14 protein-coding genes and 1 pseudogene are annotated in these 17,990 nt (G+C 61.4%); 3 read left to right on the forward strand and 12 right to left on the reverse strand.

The genetic code is table 11. From position 1 onward, the window contains the following. Positions 1-362: 362 nt before the first annotated feature. Complete coding sequence (locus ACM6IQ_RS07530) at positions 363-824, forward strand: hypothetical protein (RefSeq protein ID WP_017339543.1); 462 nt, start codon at positions 363-365, stop codon at positions 822-824. A gap of 227 nt (positions 825-1,051) precedes the next feature. Here the strand turns inward: ACM6IQ_RS07530 and ACM6IQ_RS07535 are convergent. The 5 genes and pseudogenes from ACM6IQ_RS07535 to ACM6IQ_RS07555 form a co-directional block, all read right to left on the reverse strand. Next, positions 1,052-1,150, reverse strand: a pseudogene (locus ACM6IQ_RS07535) (arsenical resistance protein ArsH); the annotation flags it as partial. Positions 1,151-1,191: 41 nt separating this feature from the next. Next, positions 1,192-3,318: a TonB-dependent receptor family protein gene (locus ACM6IQ_RS07540; protein ID WP_414878413.1), complete on the reverse strand. Its 2,127-nt coding sequence runs from the start codon at positions 3,316-3,318 to the stop codon at positions 1,192-1,194. Between the two features lie 132 nt (positions 3,319-3,450). Continuing rightward, positions 3,451-3,750, reverse strand: a complete 300-nt coding sequence (locus tag ACM6IQ_RS07545) for a hypothetical protein (RefSeq protein ID WP_414878414.1) — start codon at positions 3,748-3,750, stop codon at positions 3,451-3,453. A gap of 159 nt (positions 3,751-3,909) precedes the next feature. Next, positions 3,910-4,605 carry a tRNA (adenine(22)-N(1))-methyltransferase gene (locus ACM6IQ_RS07550; RefSeq protein WP_414878415.1) on the reverse strand — a complete coding sequence of 232 codons (696 nt, stop codon included), beginning with the start codon at positions 4,603-4,605 and terminating at the stop codon, positions 3,910-3,912. A gap of 120 nt (positions 4,606-4,725) precedes the next feature. After that, complete coding sequence (locus tag ACM6IQ_RS07555; RefSeq protein ID WP_414878416.1) at positions 4,726-5,535, reverse strand: helix-turn-helix transcriptional regulator; 810 nt, start codon at positions 5,533-5,535, stop codon at positions 4,726-4,728. Positions 5,536-5,631: 96 nt separating this feature from the next. On the opposite strand from ACM6IQ_RS07555, the gene ACM6IQ_RS07560 reads away from it, so the two are divergent. Then, the gene (locus ACM6IQ_RS07560; protein WP_414878417.1) at positions 5,632-6,603 is read left to right on the forward strand and encodes a threonine dehydratase; all 972 of its coding nucleotides are present in this window, start codon (positions 5,632-5,634) and stop codon (positions 6,601-6,603) included. A 98-nt stretch (positions 6,604-6,701) separates the two neighbouring features. After that, positions 6,702-7,031 (forward strand): DHCW motif cupin fold protein, encoded by a 330-nt coding sequence (locus ACM6IQ_RS07565; protein ID WP_017339536.1) that lies wholly within the window; start codon positions 6,702-6,704, stop codon positions 7,029-7,031. A 32-nt stretch (positions 7,032-7,063) separates the two neighbouring features. Here the strand turns inward: ACM6IQ_RS07565 and ACM6IQ_RS07570 are convergent, their stop codons facing one another. The 7 genes from ACM6IQ_RS07570 to wecB all read right to left on the reverse strand — a co-directional run bounded on the left by ACM6IQ_RS07570 (position 7,064) and on the right by wecB (position 17,670). Then, entirely contained in the window at positions 7,064-7,843 is a 780-nt protein-coding gene (locus ACM6IQ_RS07570) for a hypothetical protein (protein WP_414878478.1), read from the reverse strand. 77 nt (positions 7,844-7,920) lie between these two features. Next, positions 7,921-8,910, reverse strand: coding sequence for an alginate O-acetyltransferase AlgX-related protein (locus ACM6IQ_RS07575; protein WP_414878418.1), 990 nt, complete (start codon positions 8,908-8,910; stop codon positions 7,921-7,923). Further along, entirely contained in the window at positions 8,907-9,560 is a 654-nt protein-coding gene (locus ACM6IQ_RS07580) for an alginate O-acetyltransferase AlgF (protein ID WP_017339533.1), read from the reverse strand. The genes ACM6IQ_RS07575 and ACM6IQ_RS07580 overlap by 4 nt, the downstream gene beginning before the upstream one ends. Positions 9,561-9,568: 8 nt before the next feature. Next, the gene (locus ACM6IQ_RS07585) at positions 9,569-12,112 is read right to left on the reverse strand and encodes an NfrA family protein (protein ID WP_414878419.1); all 2,544 of its coding nucleotides are present in this window, start codon (positions 12,110-12,112) and stop codon (positions 9,569-9,571) included. Beyond that, a complete protein-coding gene (locus ACM6IQ_RS07590) occupies positions 12,109-14,223 on the reverse strand; it encodes a glycosyl transferase family protein (RefSeq protein ID WP_414878420.1) in 2,115 nt (704 codons plus the stop codon). The genes ACM6IQ_RS07585 and ACM6IQ_RS07590 overlap by 4 nt, the downstream gene beginning before the upstream one ends. Positions 14,224-14,235: 12 nt before the next feature. Continuing rightward, the gene (locus tag ACM6IQ_RS07595) at positions 14,236-16,449 is read right to left on the reverse strand and encodes a hypothetical protein (RefSeq protein WP_414878421.1); all 2,214 of its coding nucleotides are present in this window, start codon (positions 16,447-16,449) and stop codon (positions 14,236-14,238) included. 42 nt (positions 16,450-16,491) lie between these two features. Then, positions 16,492-17,670 carry a non-hydrolyzing UDP-N-acetylglucosamine 2-epimerase gene (gene wecB, locus ACM6IQ_RS07600; protein WP_414878422.1) on the reverse strand — a complete coding sequence of 393 codons (1,179 nt, stop codon included), beginning with the start codon at positions 17,668-17,670 and terminating at the stop codon, positions 16,492-16,494. Positions 17,671-17,990: the final 320 nt, after the last annotated feature.

A 17,990-nucleotide genomic window follows, 5' to 3' on the forward strand; every position in this document is an offset into this window, starting at 1 on the left:
TTCCCGAGTAAACGGTCCGGCGCGATCGATTCATTGACATGTTAAATCCTGCTAGCGGTCCCGTAGACAATGGAGGCACAGGCTGAATGCCCGTGCGCTACGCGCCAGGTCGAGGCGTTTATTCGGGGACTTCCAGTCGCAAGGATAAAAAGAGCGGGGGCCTGTGTATCGCTGTGTATCCGGACCCGCTGTACAGATGCTGGTGTACAAATGCCCCTCGATCCGGATACATCCGGGATACACGGTTGCAGTCAAATAGCCTGGCCTTAGCGAGAAAGCAAATGCCTCTCGCACCACGGCTTATCGCCCCAGTGGCATGACCCTAAGCGGTCTTACCGCGTACAGTATCCGGAGAAATAACCATGTCACATATCTCGAACAAATCCCGTATTGGCCTGATTGCTGTCGCGCTGGTTGGCAGCATGAACCTCGCTTCGTCCGCCTTCGCCGCTGACGCACTGCCTCAAGGCTACCAACTCGCCGCGGCGGAAAAGACCAGCGAAGGGAAGTGTGGCGAAGGCAAGTGCGGCGCCAGCGAAACCGGCGCCAAGGTCACCAAGACGGGTGAAGGCAAGTGCGGTGAAGGCAAATGCGGCGACGCTTCTTTCGCTCGTACTGACACCGACCACGACGGCCGCGTTTCTCTGAAAGAGTTGCTTGCCGTCGCCCCGCAAGGCGCTGAAGAGTTCAAGGCGATGGACACCAACAACGACGGTTTCCTCTCCGAAGGCGAGGTCTACAAATTCCGTACCAACCAGTTCACCTCCAACGGCAAGAAAGTACCGACCGAACTGTTCACCAAAATGAGCAAAGCGCAGAACTGATAGCAGCGGCTGCCAACTACTGCACCTGTTTCACCCCAACGCCCGATGCATCACATCGGGCGTTTTGTATTTCAAAAGGCAGGTGCCTGAGGTTCAAGTCGACCACTGATTAATACGTCGGGCCAACAGAGTGAACTTCACCCGTTCCTCCATGACGTCCACTACCGGGGAGCCGCCGCTGACTTGCATGACCGCGAGTGTTTTTCCTTGGGGCGGACACTCGGATGACACCAGACCTGTCCTTCAGACCATTGCATCAGCTCGAGCAATTCCTGAACTTTGGGGTGATCGTTTGGAGCGTCATCCGGTAACGGCAATCCCGATGGACTGATCGACTCAATGGTCAGACTCGTTTGCCTCAACCCGTTCAGAGCAAACTCCACGATACCCCGACATACACCCCCAAACCTTCACCCGGCGTGGATCGTGCTGCGTCCAGTCCTTTGTCGTCATAGCCCGGGGTGACGGTGGCGGCGTAGTGCTTGTCGGTCAGGTTGCGCACGTCCAGCCAGGTCTGCCAGTCGCCCTTGGGTGTGTTGTAACCGAGGGTGGCGCCGAACAGGGCATAAGGATCGGCGTAATAGCTGTTGGCGTAATCCACCGCAACTTTGGACACCCACTGCGTGTTGAACGCTGCGAAAAAGCCTTGCGGCCAGTCGTAGCGCAGCTCGCCCTGGTAGTAGTGCATCGGCAGGCCCGGCAGACGGTTGTCGCCGAAGCGGTCGTCGTCGCGGTAGTGGAAGTCGCTGAAGGTATAGCTCTGGCGCAGGCTCAGTTGGCCGCCATCGTCCCGCGACCACAGGTTGCTCTGCAGGCTGGCTTCCACACCCTGGTGAACGGTGGGGCTGGCGTTGAGTTCGTAAGGCGTGGTGGCGCTGGCATCCGGCAATACCGAGAGTAATTCGTGACGCACTTGGGCGAAGTACCAGGCCAGGCTCCATTGCCCCATCGCGCTGTCGCCGCGGCCGCCGATTTCCAGGGTGGTCGCGGTCTGGTTTTGCAGCTTGATCGGATCGCGCTGAGCGCCTGTGGCAACGCCGCTGCCTGCCGGGAATCGAATGTTGGAGCTATAGATCAGCGACCACGGGTGTGGCGCTTCGACCGAGCGGCTGAGATTTCCGAACACTTGCACGTCAGGTGTCAGTTGGTAGCGCAGGCCTAAACGAGGAGCGTAGTCCCAGTCGTTCAGGCTTGTCTTGCCGCCCCCTTGCGGGTAGGTCACGGCACTTTCACGGCGCGTGTAGATAGCCGCGAGACCGGTCGTCAGCCACAGGTCGTCGGCAATCTCCAGGTCGTTGCCCATGTGCAGGACGGTGTCCGAGCCCTGATAGGTGAAGTTGCGAATGGGTGTGCCTGGCGTGTAGCGGGCGGTGTTGCCGGTGGGGATGCGCACCGATTCGCTGGCTCCCGCGTTGGGCAGGTGTTTGGTCACGCGAAGTCCCAGCATGCTATGGCTTTCCAGGCCCCAGAGTGTGTCGCGACGCTTGTAGTCGAACGTGCCGCTGACGTCCGTGTACGCGACCTTCAGACGGTTGGGGCCTTCACGCAAGTCCATGGGATAGTCGTGGTAGACAAGACCGGCCTGAATGCTCGAATCGTCATCGATATAGTAAGTGGTCTTGTTGCCGATGAAGGTACTGCCCGGTTGTTCACGGCTGTCATCGCGCGACACGTAAGCGGGGTTGGCTGCTCGTGAGTCGTGCTCGATGGAGTGCTTGGTCACCCGTCCGGCGAGCTCGTTGTCGGTCTGGCGATAGCGCAGATAGAAACGCGTTTCCAGGTTCGGGTTGAAGCGATAACCGAAGTTGGCGATGACGCCCTGGCTCTCGCTGGTCGTGTGGTCCTGGTAGCCGTCGGAGCGTGCATCGGTCGTGGCCACGTAGTAGTCGAAATCGCCCAGTACCTGCCCGGAGCTGACCTGGCGCTGCTGATAACCATGGCTGCCCATCGCATAACGCACCTGTAACAGCGGTGCGTTGTAGCCGGTGTGGCTGACGTAATCGATCGCCCCGCCCAAGGCCAGGGCGCCCCGGTCGAAACCGTTGGCGCCGCGCAGCACCTCCACGTGGTCGAGCCACAGCGGTTCCAGCAGTTCATAGGGCGTGCCACCCGGGCCGGTCAGAGGCAGACCGTCGAGCAGGGTGTACAACCCCGAGGCATGGGCGCCAGGTGCACGGTTGATCCCCGACCCGCGGATCGAGATTTTTACCCCTTCGTTGCCCGCAGACTGGGCATAGACTCCCGGCTGATAAGCCAACACATCCTGGTTGCTGGCCACGCGGCCCTGCAAGGGGCGGCGCAGGTCGACGACATTGGTGCCGCCAGGCACTTCGGCAAGTCGGGCCTCGGCGTCTTCGACCGACGCGTCTTCGCCGCTCTGGTCCTCAGCCCTGATCAGCACTTGTCCAAGTTCCAGGCCTTGGGCATCGGCCATGGCCGGACAGACAAAGGCCAGGCCCAGCAGCGCAGCGGGCAAGGAATTGGGCGAGGGCATTGAGAAACTCCAGACGAACAGAATGGGCAGTGAAGAACTGCGACGTAGGGAAGAACGAAGGAAACACATGGCAATTTTGTTTTTTGACCAGATAAGCGCGGGGGAGAAGAACGCTCTTGCTACCCTACGCGCCTAATTTCTGCACTCGGCCAACACCACCTGGCAGGTATCCGGCGTGCCACCTGAGCGGCCGGCATAGCGAATGCAGTTGTTCATGGATTTCTGGCGCGCCATGTCCAGGGTATCCCCCCAAGCGAGGCCGCCCTCACCGGAAGTGGGCAATGCCTTGGCATAGCAGCTTGAGCCTATGCTTGAAGCCGAATACCGAACTGTGGAGTTTTTTCCCGAGCATCCCGCCATCATCACCAGATTGATGGCAAGCAGGGAGTGCAGGGCCCATGACGAGTATTGACGTGCTGTTTTTCCGGTCATGGCGTTTTCCTGCAACAGACGACTCGCAGTGTCTGCAGTCGTGTACTCATCAGTTTAGACGGTTGGCTGCGGTTGAGAGCTGGCGGTGTAAACCCACCACGTTGTTCACGGATGCTATTCGGCTAATGGGTGGCAAATGACTCAGGCTGGCATGCGGGCTCAAGCCAGCAGTTCGCTGATCCACCGGGCCTGCCGGGCAATGTCCTGCGCCTTCTCCATGGGCACGGCCTGTCGCGCCCGGGTGAACTGGGCCAGGGTCTTTTGCTTCTGGCGCAGCAGGCGCTGCCACTTGTCCAGGAACGCCGGGCTGCGTGCCTGCATCTGCAGCGGGCCGAAATACAACTCTTCGGCGGTGTACGTCACCGGCCCGGTGCGCTCTGCGACGATGATTTCGTAGTCGAAGCGGTTTTCCCGCAGCACCTCCTCGACGAGGATTTGGTAGCCATTTTCCATCAGCCATTGGCGCAGTGGCTGCTCGCCGCCGTTGGGCTGCAGGATCAGGCGCTCCTGGCCGTTCAGACGCGCTTTGCCATTGTCGAGGATGTCGCGGATCGTCTCGCCGCCCATGCCGCAGATACTGATCGCCGTGATCCCGTCTCTCGGCTCGATCGCTGCCAGGCCATCGGCCCGGCGCACGGTGATCCACTGGTCCAGGTCGTTCTCGCGCACGGTGCGTTCGGCAGAGCGGAACGGCGTCTCTGCCACTTCGCCGGCCACCGCCGCGGTGATGGCGCCACGGCGCATCAACGCCACCGGCAGGTAGCCGTGATCCGAGCCGATATCGGCCAGGCGCGCACCTGCTGGCACATGCGCCGCCACGTGCTCCAGGCGCATGGACAATGTCTGTTCGTTCAACTGCAGCCTCTTTTCATTACGAGCGCCCGCCACTTTTGGCCGGATCGGGACGCGATTCTGCCGAGCTACGCGGTGCATTACAAATGCCTGCCATCCGATGGCCTGACCACGAACGCCCCTTCAACCTTTACGCAACTGCGCCGGACTCACGCCAAGGCGTTGCTTGAAGGCGGTCGCCATGTGCGCCTGGGAGTTGAAACCGCAGGAGAGGGCGATCTCCGGCAGGCTGGCTGTTGAATCGCGCAGCCGGGCACGGGCCTTGGCGAGGCGTCGGTCGATCAGGTAGCTATGCGGGCTTTTGCCCGTCGCGTTTTTGAATGCGCGCATGAAATAGCCTTCGGACAGTTCAAGCAATCCTGCCATCGCCTGCACACTGAGCGGGCCCTCGAGGCCCGCGTCGATAAATTCATCGAGCAGGCGCATTCGGCTGTGGGTGATAGACCCCTGGAACGGTATCGACGACACGTCGTGCCCCTTCGCCCGTTGAGCCAGGGCAAGTGCCCAGGCCTCCCAATCGTCATCCACCGAGGCACGCAACAGCGCGCTGCGCATTCGCAACGCGAGGGTAATGGCCTGCGGATCAATGCGATTGTTGAAGGCATGATCACCTATCCATTCCATACCCTCGGTATGTATGACCCGCAGGTACTCACCGCCTTGGGATGATTCGGACAGCACGTCGCAACCGACCGGGACGAACGCCAGGCTATTGGGCGTGGCCAGGAAAGGGTGCACCCGGTCGCTGCCGATCGCGTGCAGGCCTCGCTGGCTGTCGAAGGCAAAACCGATCGCCGCGTGGGTCGCTACATATCGGGCTGAGTAGGCGCAACCGGGTAACAGTTCGATCGCCCAAGGCCCTGCCTCGGCACGGCGGACCGGTTCAGGAACGAGCGATGGCTGCAGGCGGTTTCGACGGTTCATAAGCGCCATAGTAGAGAAGAGCGGGCATAAAAGTCAGGTCAGTTTTTTGAAAGCCAGCGCAGTGCAGCGGTGCCTAGACTGGGCAAAACCTCAGGAGGCTGCTTCATGAACAGACTGACTCGCGACGATATCGAACAAGCGGCTCGCCATGTGTACCAGGTCATGCCCGCCACCGCCCAGTACGCTTGGCCCTTGCTGGCGGAGCGTGTGGGTTGCACGGTGTGGGTCAAGCATGAAAACCACACCCCTACGGGTGCTTTCAAGGTGCGCGGCGGCATTACCTTCATGCACTGGCTCAAACGTGCGCACCCGGACGTGAAGGGCATTGTTTCCGCTACCCGAGGCAACCATGGCCAGAGCCTGGCGCTGGCCGCAAGCGCGCTGGGCTTGCGGGCGTTGATCGTAGTGCCGGAAGGCAATTCGCTGGAAAAGAACAATGCCATGCGCGGCTTCGGCGGTGAAGTGGTCGAGTATGGCCGCGACTTCGATGAGGCCCGTGAAGAGGCTGCACGCCTGGCAAAAGTGCATGACCTGTACCTCGTGCCGCCATTCCACACCGAGCTGGTCAAAGGCGTGGCCACCTATGCGCTGGAACTGTTCAAGGCTGCGCCGGACCTGGACACCGTCTATGTACCGATTGGCTGTGGCTCTGGGATTTGTGGAGTGATCGCCGCCCGCGACGCACTGGGCTTGAAAACCCAAGTGGTGGGGGTGGTTTCCACAGAGGCGGCAGGCGCCAAGCTATCGTTCGAAGCGGGAGCAATCTGCGAAACCGCCTCGGCGAATACCTTTGCCGATGGCCTCGCCGTACGCAAGCCGGTTCCCGAGGCCTTCGCTATCTACGGGGCAGCGGCGGCGCGGATCGTATCCGTCAGCGAGGGCCAGATTGCCGAGGCCATGCGCGTGTATTACACCGATACCCACAACCTCGCTGAAGGGGCAGGCGCGGCAGCCCTGGCGGCGCTTATTCAGGAGCGTGAAACCATGGAAGGCAAAAGGGTCGGAGTGATTCTGTCTGGCGGGAATGTTGACCGAGCGGTGTATGCGAGAGTGATCGCCCCAGACCTTCATGCCTGAGTGGAGGCCTGTATCTCATAAATGCGAGGCATCTGTGTCTATCGCAAGTCTCTCTGGATGGCTACGGTCCACAGACATTCTTCATTGATGAGGCAACCATGGATCTCACGGCTGTTCCCTTTGGTACGACTGATTGGTCGACGGTCGAACCAGTCCAGCATGCTGGACAAACCGGTACCGCCTCTTGGCGAACGTGCCAGTTTGGATCGACGCGCGTGCGGATGGTCGAATACAGTCCCGGCTATCTGGCCGATCACTGGTGCTGGAGGGGTCATATCCTGTTGTGCCTGGAAGGCGAGTTGCACACGGAACTGGAGGATGGTCGCCAGTTCACACTTACCGCCGGGATGAGCTATCAGGTGGGTAGCAATGCAGAGGGGCATCGATCTTCCAGCCCCCTGGGTGCCAGGTTGTTCGTGGTGGATTGACGCTGGGAGTGACCACTTGCGCACGTTCTTCGTTATCGCCCGAGTTGCTCCACCAATTCAGGCGTCACGTAGTGTGGTCCGTCGAACAGGTAGAGCGGATAGCCGTCATAGGCGGCCAACTGCGGTTTGAGCTCGGCGGCGGTGGCGGAGCGGAATCCGCCACCGAAATTGGGGCGGAAGGCTTCGACGATGATCCGCACACGGTCTTTGCCCAGACGCTGGCGCAAGGCGTCGGCGTAGGTTCGGGCGACCGGCGCGGTGCGGGCGTAGACACCGACGCCATCCTGGAAAAACACGCCAATGTCATTCGGCAGCCACTGTTTGAGCCATTCGGCCGTGGCGACGGGGCCGATATTGGCGCCGTCGTAAACGCTGATCCACAACGGTCGCGGCAGTTTGGCAAGCAGGGCGGGCAACTCTTTGGCACGGGTCCAGCTGGGGTCGACTTCGGCAGGAAAATACCAGCCGGTGACGTGGAGCGGTGTAGGCAGTTTGGCGATGCGTTCCGAGACTTTAGCCAGTTGCTCGATGTTGTCCCGCGAGCGATTTTCGCTGAAGTAACCCGCCAGCCCGAGGATCACATCCTGCGCCCAGGGCGCCTTGGCGATGCGCACCCAGTCGGGCAGCACCGGCACACCGGGCAGGCCGGTGCCGGGGATGAAGGCCTGGTCGTCAACGACGGTCCATTGCACCAGCAGTTCACGAGCACCGAGTTTTTCCCAGTGACCGTTGATGCCGACCGTTCTGTTGTCCGGCTGCCAGACGATGCCGACAATCCCCGGGTTCAGGGGCTTGTTTGTCATGTAGAGCATGCTGGTTCCTGCGCTGAGGGTGACGGCAAACAACAGCGCCGCCACGCTGGCGCGGCGGGCGGTATAGCCAAAAATATTCACGGCAGTGCCTTGTTGATGCGTTGATGCCATTGGCTCAGCGAGGTGACGCCCTTGGCGCTCCAGTTGGCAGTCGCATCCGGGCCAAGATGAAACTGCCCCTCATTGAATTGCCAGACGATCACTTGCGGCTTGTGTTGGGCAAAATCCGCCGACTCCAGGTATTGCAGCAGCGTAGCCCATGGGCCGACATCACCGGGGTTCCAGGTCAGCGCGACGGGGCGGTCCAGCGCATTGGAGAGCTTCTGGGTAAAACCCAGGTAAGGCTGGACAAAGCTGTTGCCGATGACTTGCACCGGTGCCGGCGCGTCATCGATCAGCAAGTCGTTTTCTGCCTGATGGCGAACGGTGTAGAGGTCGCGGCCAATCGCCTTGCGTTTGATCGCCGGCAGAAAATTGCTCGCCAGATCGCCGAACGCGCGGCGGTCGAACCACGGGCCCAGCGCGGCGCCGCCACCGGGTTCGCCTTGCAGCCGATAGCGTTCGCCAATCAGTTGCGCCGTGGCGTCGGCGGTGTTTTCGGCGCTCCAGGCGGTCCAGTGATAGTCGGCGCGGTAAAACGCCGTTTGTTTGCCTTGCTCGGTCCTTTGCAGGATGGGCTTGATGTTCAGCGTACTCAGTCCGGCGCGAGTCAGGTCACTTTGCAGGTGTTCGTAACGCTGCATCACTGCCGCGCTGATCGGCTGATCGACGGGCAGGCGCTGGGCATAGAACGGCGCTTTCATCGGCACAACCAGCACGATCAGCCCGATGTGTTCGCGTTCGAGTTGCTGCTGCAATTCTTTGATCAGCACAACATTGCGGGCAGTGCCGGTGTTGTCGACCTTGCTCAGGCTTTCCCAGGCCGGAAACAGCCACCCGCCGTCGCCCGTGATCACTGCCGAAGCCGCTTGGACGGCGGTGCTCGAGAGGCTCAGCAACAGACCCGCAATCAGGGTGGAAACCGCCAGGCGCGGGGTCAAGCGAACGTGTTTAAAGGGAGAGGTCATGGCGCGGTCTGGTCCACAAGGCCAATCAATCGTGGCGCCTGGCCGGAGCCGATCAGGAACAGGCTGTAACGATCGCCGGCCTTGAACGGTTCCAGCTTCAACGGCAGGCTTCTGTGCTCATTGCAGCTGGCAACCAGCGTCGCCTGAACCGGGTTGATCGTGCGCTGGGCCTGACCGTTGAACGGCACCTGGCTGAACACCGTGGCGCCATTGGCCAATTGGACGTTGGCCTTTTCGCAACCGCTGCCCAGGTTGTACACGTTGAGTTCGGCGCGCAGGTCTTTACCGCGCAAGGGCGGGTCGATCACCAGGCGAGGTGCACGTGCCGGGTCGCTGTCGAGAATCAGCGTGACCCACGCACTTTTTGGTGCGCTCAAGCCCTGGATCACGCGACCATTGACGGTGACTTGCAACGGCTGTCGCGAGTCGACGACCTGAAAGGGACTGGCCACCGCACTCTGGGCGGAAAGTGCGACGCTCATGCCTTGGCCTACCTGAACCTGCATGGCCGTGTCGGATGGATTGACCACCCGCAGCCACGCCGAACCCTCGGGCAATGCGGGTGCGTACAACCGGGCAATGTCGGGGGCGGCCTGGGCCCACGACGGGAGGAGGGCAAGGCCCAGCCACAAACAGATTCGAACGTTCATACAAGTCCTCAATAGGAATAAGTCAGGCGACCGAATACGCCTTGAGCGCGGTCATCGCCCAGCACCCTCACGCGGTACTGCAAGGAAAAATCCACGTAGGAGCGGGGCGCGTTGTACGCGTCCTCGCGGAACCAGTAGCGGACGTTATTGCCGACACCCACGCCTCCGGCCTTGCCGGACGATGATTCGATGCGGCCATCGGCATCGGTCCCGCTGTTCATTTTCGAGTCGTAGTCGAAAGCGGCCACCACATGGGGGAAGGTGATCCAGCGCGAGCCCGCGCCGCCAATGGCGTAGCTGCGACCGACCTGCCATTCGCTGTTGAAGTAGTCCCGCGAGTCGTTGATGTAATGACCGGCTTCAGCGAAGAACTGCGAGGTCCACCAACTGGAAGCATCGACCCGCAGATCGGTGCCGACGCTTGAGCCATACCCCAGGCGCACCAGCCAGTCACCGTCGACGTCTGACGATCCCAAGGGGAATGTGCGCTCGAAGGCAGCCATCACGTTCAGCGACGTGAACGGTTTGACCCGGATTCCGACGGCGCCTTGCAGCGCATCGAAACCGGTATCCGAATCGCCGTTCTTGCTCCACAGCGTGTCAGTGATGCGGCCGTGGAGTTCGACAAAGCGAGCGTTGCGATACCCCAAGGCACGCCAGGACAGTTCGGTGCTGTTTTGCAGGCTGTCATTGCTGCTACTGCCGCTGCCGGGCGCCGAACTCAGGCCACTGCTGGAATTGTTGCCGCGATAGCTGGTGGTGCTGGTCAGGCCGATTCTGCGCGAGACATCGCCCACCGTGCGGCGGGTGTCGAACAGCTGTTGCGCAGGCATGTCCAGGTCACCGGACGCTTGCGCATCGATGACGCGTTTGAAGTAGGCCACGGCTTGCGCGTCGTCATTGACCCGGATGGCGTTATAGGCCGCGTCCTGAGTGGCTGTCGGCGTGAGTGGGGTGACTGCATCGGATTGACGAAATGACGCGTGGGCACCGTCATCATCGCCGGCCTGGACCGACAGATAAGCGATCTGCAAATCGCTCATCGACTCCAGTTCGCCGGTGTCGCGCGCTTGTTGCAATCGTTCGCGCGCAGTCCGGCGCTGGCCGATGGCGGCATACAGGCTGGCCTCTTCGTAAGCGGGCAAACTGCCCATTGCCAAGGCCTGAGTAAAGTCCTGGCGTGCACCGGAATCGTCACCCGACTGTTGACGCAGGCGACCGCGTTGGGCCAGCAGCCGAGCGTCATCGCCGGTGATTATCAGACCTTCGCTGGCCGCCGCGATGGCTTCGGGTACACGTTTCTGCTCGCCCAAGGCGCTGACCAGCAGACGTCGGTAAGCTGGATTCTGCGGCGCCCGGCGAATGGCTTCAGTCGCCAGTGCACCCGCTGTTGCCGGGTCTTTGCGGGCCAGCGCCGCGTAGGCCTGACCGGCCATCTCGGTGCCGCCGTCGCGCTGATTGCCAGGCCAGATATCGCAGACCAGGCCGAACGCGGTTTCCTGACAGTTCAACGCCGGTGCCGGAAAGCGGGTCACTGCATTCGAGCCGTTGTCTTTCTGTCGTAGCGCCATGCGAGCGGCGGTGCGTCGGCGGGCCACTTCGCCGCTTTCATCGTCGGCCAGTGGCTGCAGATGATCGAGCGCTTGTTGCGGCTCGCCATGGGCCAGTGCGGTGTCGGCGGCGAAGAAACGAATGTCACGGGTTTCTGTTGCCAGCAGGCCATCGATAGCCAGGGCATGATTCAGGTCTGCCTGGGCTGCCTGCGTTTTGCCCTGTCGATCAAGGGCGTAGCTGCGCAAAATCCACGGTGCAATTTCCCCGTCGTCCTGGGCCAAAGCGCCTGATGCGGCAAGCTCGGCGCCGCGGTAGTCGCTGGCGGCGAGGAGGGCACTGATCAGCAGTTGCTGATGGGCGCCGATTTCCGGCGCCCAGGCCACGGCTTTTCTGGCCTGGTCCACGGCCAGCGGCACATGGCCTTGCTCGAGGGCGCGATAGCCCGCAACCGCCAGTGGCGCGGCCAGTTGCCGACGAATCGCTTCGCGGCGCATCAGCAACGTATCGTCGTCCGGGAACACGGCCAGCGCCTGAGACGTCGCCTGATCCGCTTCCTGCAAATTCTGTTGGCGCTGCAACGACTCGATCAGCAGCAGCCGATAATCCATGCGTTTGGGTGCCTGAGCGATTGCAATACGTGAAGCTTGAGCCGCCGCGCCGAAGTCATCGCGATCATAGGCCTTGAAGGCCTTTGCCGCGGCCCCGAAGCCAGGGGCCTGACGGGACTGCGGATAGCGCTTGGGATGGTCACGCAATTCCTTGTCGCGCTCAGCCAACGCAATCAGCGTATTCAAGCGCGTGATGTCGGCGCGCTGACGCAATGCTTCGCGGGCCTTGGCGATGGCCAGGTCATAGTCTTTGCGCTCGTAGGCACTGTACGCCTCGTTGGCGGTGACATAGGCCGGACCGGTCAACGGCAGCGGCAATGTTTCGCCGTGCACAAACGCGGGCAGCAGGCTCAGCCCCGTGGCCATGAGGGTCAGCAAGGGGCGGTTCATGCCGGAAGCTCCGCAGGGTAGTGGCTGTGCTGACGGGCCACGGCCTTTTCGATGGTGGAGCGGGGCAGCACGCCGCTGTCGACCAGATAGTCGCCGATGCGTCCGTGACGCTGCGGGCGGTACTGCAACATGGCGCGGTTGAACTCGTCGCGATTCAGCAGGCCCATTTCGATCAGCAGGTCACCCAGCAGTGGCGCGCGGGCATCCGGTACGGCTTGGCCATCGCGCACGCTCAATTGACGCAACTGCGCAACGATTTCGCTTTCCCGGGCAATCAGCTGCACCGGTTCACTACCCAAGACCTCGCTGACTTGTTGCAGGCCGGCGGTCGGCAACGGGCTGGCCACGGCAACTTGTGCGCGGCCGTCGGCATTCAAGCCAAGCGGCACGACGCGCCAACGCAAAGCGAATTCATCGTCCAGGGTCAGGGTCGACAACTGCGCCTTGGCAGCCACATCGAATACCCGCGGCAGGTCGTTCTGGAAGGCGATGGCCTCCGCCAGTGTCTCGTCATCCAGCCAACCGTTGCTGAGCAAAATCCGCCCCAATGGCATGTGCCGGGTTTTCTGTTCGATGAGGGCACTTTGCAGGTCGGTTTCGTTGATCGCCTGCCAGGACAGCAACACGCTGCCCAGCTTGCGCGGTGCGGCCGCGACCAGGTCGGTGGACGGGAAGTCGTGCATGGTCTTGTCCCACACCAGCTTGCGGTTCAGCACTTTGCCGACGATGAACATGCGCCAGGCCCTTGATGCGGCCATGAAGTTGACGAAGTTGCCCACGACCATGCGCGGGATCGACAGCAAGCCATGCTGCCAGCCGTACAGCACGGTGGTGAAATAGCAGCGGTGGGCGATACGCCAGGCCAGCGCGATACCGTTGGCCAGCAGCAGGTATTTGATGAAACCGCTGGTCTCGAACGGCGTCGGGAAACTCACGTCCCACAGACCGCTCTGGCGCAGGATGATCAAGCCCAGCAGTTGCACCAGAATCACGTAGGCGATGATGCTGACGAACGCGGTCACCACGCCTTTGCGGTCACGGAACAGCAAATAGCGGTTGGCCAGCGAACCGTTCCAACCCATTTGTTCCCAGCCTTGCAGGCCGATGCCCAGCGTCCAGCGAGCTTTCTGGCGAAACGCGGTGCGAAAGGTATCGGGAAAGAATTCGCGCACGCACAACGGCATCTTCAGGGTCGATTCGTAAGGCTTGCGAAACCAGGATTTGCGCAACACGCGAAACTGCACCGGGAAACGCACGAAGATCGCGTTCATGCCGACCTTGGCCAGGCGCGCGCCGACGTCGTAGTCCTCGGTGAGACTGTCGGTGTTGAATGGCTGGTTCTGGGTTTCCCCGGCCAGCACTCGCAGGGCGCGATGGGAGAAACAGGTGCCGACCCCGGCGGACGGTACGGTATCGGTCATGCTTTCACGCACCACCAGATCCTTGCCGTGCCATTCGGCGAATTCGTCCATGTAGGTGCCGGCCACCCATTCGTACCAGTTGCGCTCCAGTGACACCACGGGTAACTGGATCATGTCCTTGCGCGGCAGCAAGTAGTTGAACAGGCGCAATTCCATTGGGTGCAGCACGTCTTCGCTGTCGTGCAGAACCACGCCAGCGAAAGTCATGCCGTGGGTTTTCTCGTGCAGGAATATCGCCTGGATCACCCAGTTCAGACAGTCGGCCTTGCAGGTCGGCCCGGCATGCGGGACTTCCACTCGATGCAGTTGCTTGTAGCGCCGACGCATGCGTTCCACTTCGTCGATGGTGCGCTGGTCGTTGATGTAGGTGCCGACGAAGACCACATAGTTCTGGTAATCCAGGGTCGACACCATGTTCTCGATCATCGGCGCGATGACGTCGTATTCCAACCAGGCCGGGACCATGATTGCCAGCGGCTGTTCATCCCGCGCCATCAATTGCTCGGCGGTCAGCGGCCGGTATTTTCGGTCCACGGTGAACTTGCGGAACAGGCGACGAGACCAGTACCACAGGTCAATGAACAGATCGTCCAGGCTGGAGATCAGGATCAGCACCGCGACCACGATGGTCGAGATTTCCAGGAAGCTGTAGTAGTGGGCCAGCCAGTAGGGCCAATAAAGCGACGTCATCGAAGGGTTCCGTTACTGGCGATTGCGACGGGCGTTTCGGCCAGCCAGCAACAGGATGAGAACCAACAGGATGCCACCCGGGATCAGCCACAACAGCGAGGGCGTGCGCCAGGCGTCGAGGCCCTTGGGTTCATTGTTGTCGATCAATTGGCTGCCGCTCGGGTCCTGGGTGTCGAAGGTGTTCAGTGCGCCGTTGTCACCGAGGATCGCCACGTCGCCGCGGGTCAGCAGAATCTGTTTGGCGAAGCGTGGCGCGTCAGTGCCCAGCGGTCGATAGACCAGACCGTGCTGTCCGCCGGCATTCACTACTTGCAACGAGGCCAGGTGGTTCAGGGGATGCACGTCCAGCAACACCTGATCCTTGTGATTGATGCGCAGGCGACCCTGCTCATCCGCTTGTACCGATTCCTTGCTGTCCTTGATCGGCAGCTCGAAGGCGAGGAAGGCTTTATCCGGTGTGACCGAAATCTTTGGATCGGCACTGACTTTCAGTTGTGCCCGCAGCGGCGAAACCCCGGCGCCGTCAGCCACCGAAATCACTTGCGGCAAGCTGCTTGCCGGGTGGTCGAGGTAGGTCTGGGGGACGAGGATTTGCGTGTCCATGGCAAAGCGCGCGGCCATGCCGGAGAAGTCATCACCCAGGGCCGTCTTGTCCAGCACGATGTGGCTGGTCGGCAGCACCGAGACCGGGAAGGCTTGTGGCGTTTCCAGGCAGCGATCACTCACGGGCTGGCGCTGGAACGACACGCGCAAGACGTTCGTTGCACCCACCGCATAACGCGGGATACGCGCTTCGATGCGCTGCATTTCACCGTTGGCCACGAGCTGTTGCGCGCCAATCAGATAATCATTGAGAAACAGCGAGGCTACCGGTGCAGTGTCTGAGGCACCGGGCGCGGCAGACACATCGATCACTGCCTTGACTGGCAAGCGGCCGTCATAGGCCACGCTGCCGAGAGGAAACGAAGTACTCCAGTCGGATTTGGCCAGCACGTCGATGGCACCAGGATTACCGCCCAGGCGGGACAAGGCCACGCGGCCGTCGGCGCTCAATGGCAACTGCGCTTCGCTGACCGTCAATTGGCGGCTGCGCGCCAAGGTGTTCCAGGCCGAACTGAACAGGGCCAGGGCCTTGCCGGTGGCTTGCGGCGCGATCATCAGCACCGGACGTGTGCCGAGTAGTGCCAGGCGCACGTTGTCAGCACCGGTGGCGGCCAGGCCTGCATTGATATGCCGTTCACGCCACTGTACCAGCGCGTTGGCGGCTGTGGCGTCGAGACCTTGAATCTGGCTGTGCAGCGCGTCCAGAGATGCATTGACGGCCTTGAGCAGTTGCGGGTCGTTGATGGCCAGGTCCGCCTGGACGTTCGGCGTCTGGCCCAACATCAGGAGGGCGCCGATTTGTGCAGCGTCCGCCAGCGCGTGCGGGCCTTTGCCGTTGAGGCTGGCGAATGCTGGAATGCTCAGCAGCTCAGCCGGAATGTGCAGGCTGCCCAGGTCAATACTGTCTTGAATGGCAGGGAAGGGCAGGATGCGGCTGTGTTTGCCGATCCGTTCCAGCGCTACCCCGAGGCGCCACGCCGCATCGTAGCTTTCGGCGGACAAGGTGCCCGACGCGACCATGATTCCCGGTTTGCCCGGCAGTGCCGTCCACGCGGCGCCGACGTCCTGCAACTGGCTGGCGTCGTAGCTGTAGGTGAGGCGCGTGTCCGGTTCGATACGCAGCACGTTGCCGATGGCGCGTTCGTCTTCGCACAACACGCGGGACACGATGGACGACCAGGCAATGCCCAGACGCAGCGAGCCGCTGTCCCGCGCTTTCTTGTCCACGCCCAGCGTGGCGCTGGCGTCACCCTGGGGTTCGCTGAGCCCTTCGGCGCGCACCGGATAACCGTCCAGTGAGAGCAGCAGCGTATTGCGGCCGCCTTCACCATTGAGATAGCTGGCGTCGAAATTCAGGGTGGCCTCTGTCAGCGGCACACCCGCCGGCACCGGCAGATAGAGCTCGCGACGGGCATCGGTGGAGCCGAGAATGATCGGCGCGTCGATCCCCAGATCGCTCAAGCGCACCTCACGCTCCTGGCGAGTGTCGGCGTTGAGCCGGTTGATCGCCTGGGTGAGCGGGCTGTCCGCGGCCAGGGCAAAGGTCGGCATGAGCGCGAGCAGGCTCACGCCACAGGCAAGGGCGCTGAGCGCACCCGTATGGATGGCAACGGAAGACTTCATTCAGGCAGATCTCGAGCAGATAGGGGGAGGAGCGGTTTTGGTTTATAGAGAGGTGGAGGCCGAGAGATTTTTCCCGGGTTCCTCGCGCACGGCAGCCGCTGTCGGGTGTTGCAGGAACTTGGGCAGCGTGCGTGCCACGACGAAGTCATCGACCGCGCGACCCATCAGGGCGTCGACGATGCGCGCGCTGGCCTTTCCATCGCCATACGGGTTGGCCGCCTGGGCGCAGCGACGCCACAGCAGTTCGTCATCAAACAGCGCGTTGACACCGGCGATAATCGAGTCCGGTGCGGTGCCAACCAAGCGCACAGTGCCCGCTGCGACCGCTTCCGGACGTTCCGTTACATCACGCATGACCAGCACCGGCTTGCCCAGTGACGGCGCTTCTTCCTGCACGCCACCGGAATCAGTGAGGATCACATGGGCCCGTTGCATCAGGCGCACGAAGGTCAGGTAATCCAGCGGCTTGATCAGGTGCACGTTGGGCAGATCGCCCAGTTGCTCGGTGACCGGGCCGATGACATTGGGGTTCAAATGCACCGGATAGACGATCTGGATATCCGCGCGCCGGGCCAGATGACTCAGGGCCTTGCAGATATGCAGGAAGCCTTCGCCGAAGTTTTCCCGACGATGCCCGGTGACCAGCAGCACCTTGCGGCCGCTTTGCAGAAACGAGAATTGCTGGTCCAGACTGGCCCGCAAGTCAGCGTCCTGCTCGATGCGCCGTGCGGTCATCTGCAACGCATCGATCACCGTATTGCCGGTCACGAAGGTGCGGCCCTGCAGGCGTTCATCGAGCAGGTTCTGGCGCGACTCATGGGTCGGCGCGAACAGCATGTCCGCACCCAGGTCGATGCAGCGACGGTTCATTTCTTCCGGCCACGGGCTGTAGATATCCCCGGTTCGCAGCCCGGCCTCCACGTGGCCGACCGGAATGCGTCGATGAAAAGCTGCCATCGCGGCGACCATGGCCGAGGTGGTATCGCCATGCACCAGCACCCGGTCCGGGCGGGTCATTTCCAGCACCGGGTCAATTGCTGCGTATAACGCCGCAGTCAGCGAGTTGAGCGTCTGGTGTTGCGTCATCACATCAAGGGTGTAATCAGCCTTGAGGTCGAACAGATCCAACACCTGTTTCAGCATGCTTTGATGCTGGCCAGTGACGCAGATCCGCGAATCAATTCCCGGTTCTTCGGCGAGGGCTTTGACTAACGGCGCCATTTTGATGGCTTCTGGACGGGTTCCGAAGATCGAAAGGATTTTAATCTTATGGCGAGCGATGATGCCTTCCTTGCGCAGTTTTAGTGCGCAACACAACAGCGGCCCAGGTTTTATTGGAACTTGGGCAAGCTAGCGTTTTGAATTTAATTAAGGTCGGGTCATCGGCGTGAGAGGTGAGTAGATGTTCACTTCAGGTCAATAAGTTTGTTGCCTGGAACCCGGAATCGTCCGAATTATTAGCATCCGAGAACAGTATTTAAAAGTGTTAAATGTATTTTTTTATCAGATGGAAAAAGTTTGAAACTTTTATATGGGGGGTC

Origin of the sequence: Pseudomonas sp. IT-P100, from assembly GCF_949767185.1 — a bacterium.
In the GTDB taxonomy this organism is placed as follows: domain Bacteria; phylum Pseudomonadota; class Gammaproteobacteria; order Pseudomonadales; family Pseudomonadaceae; genus Aquipseudomonas; species Aquipseudomonas fluorescens_B.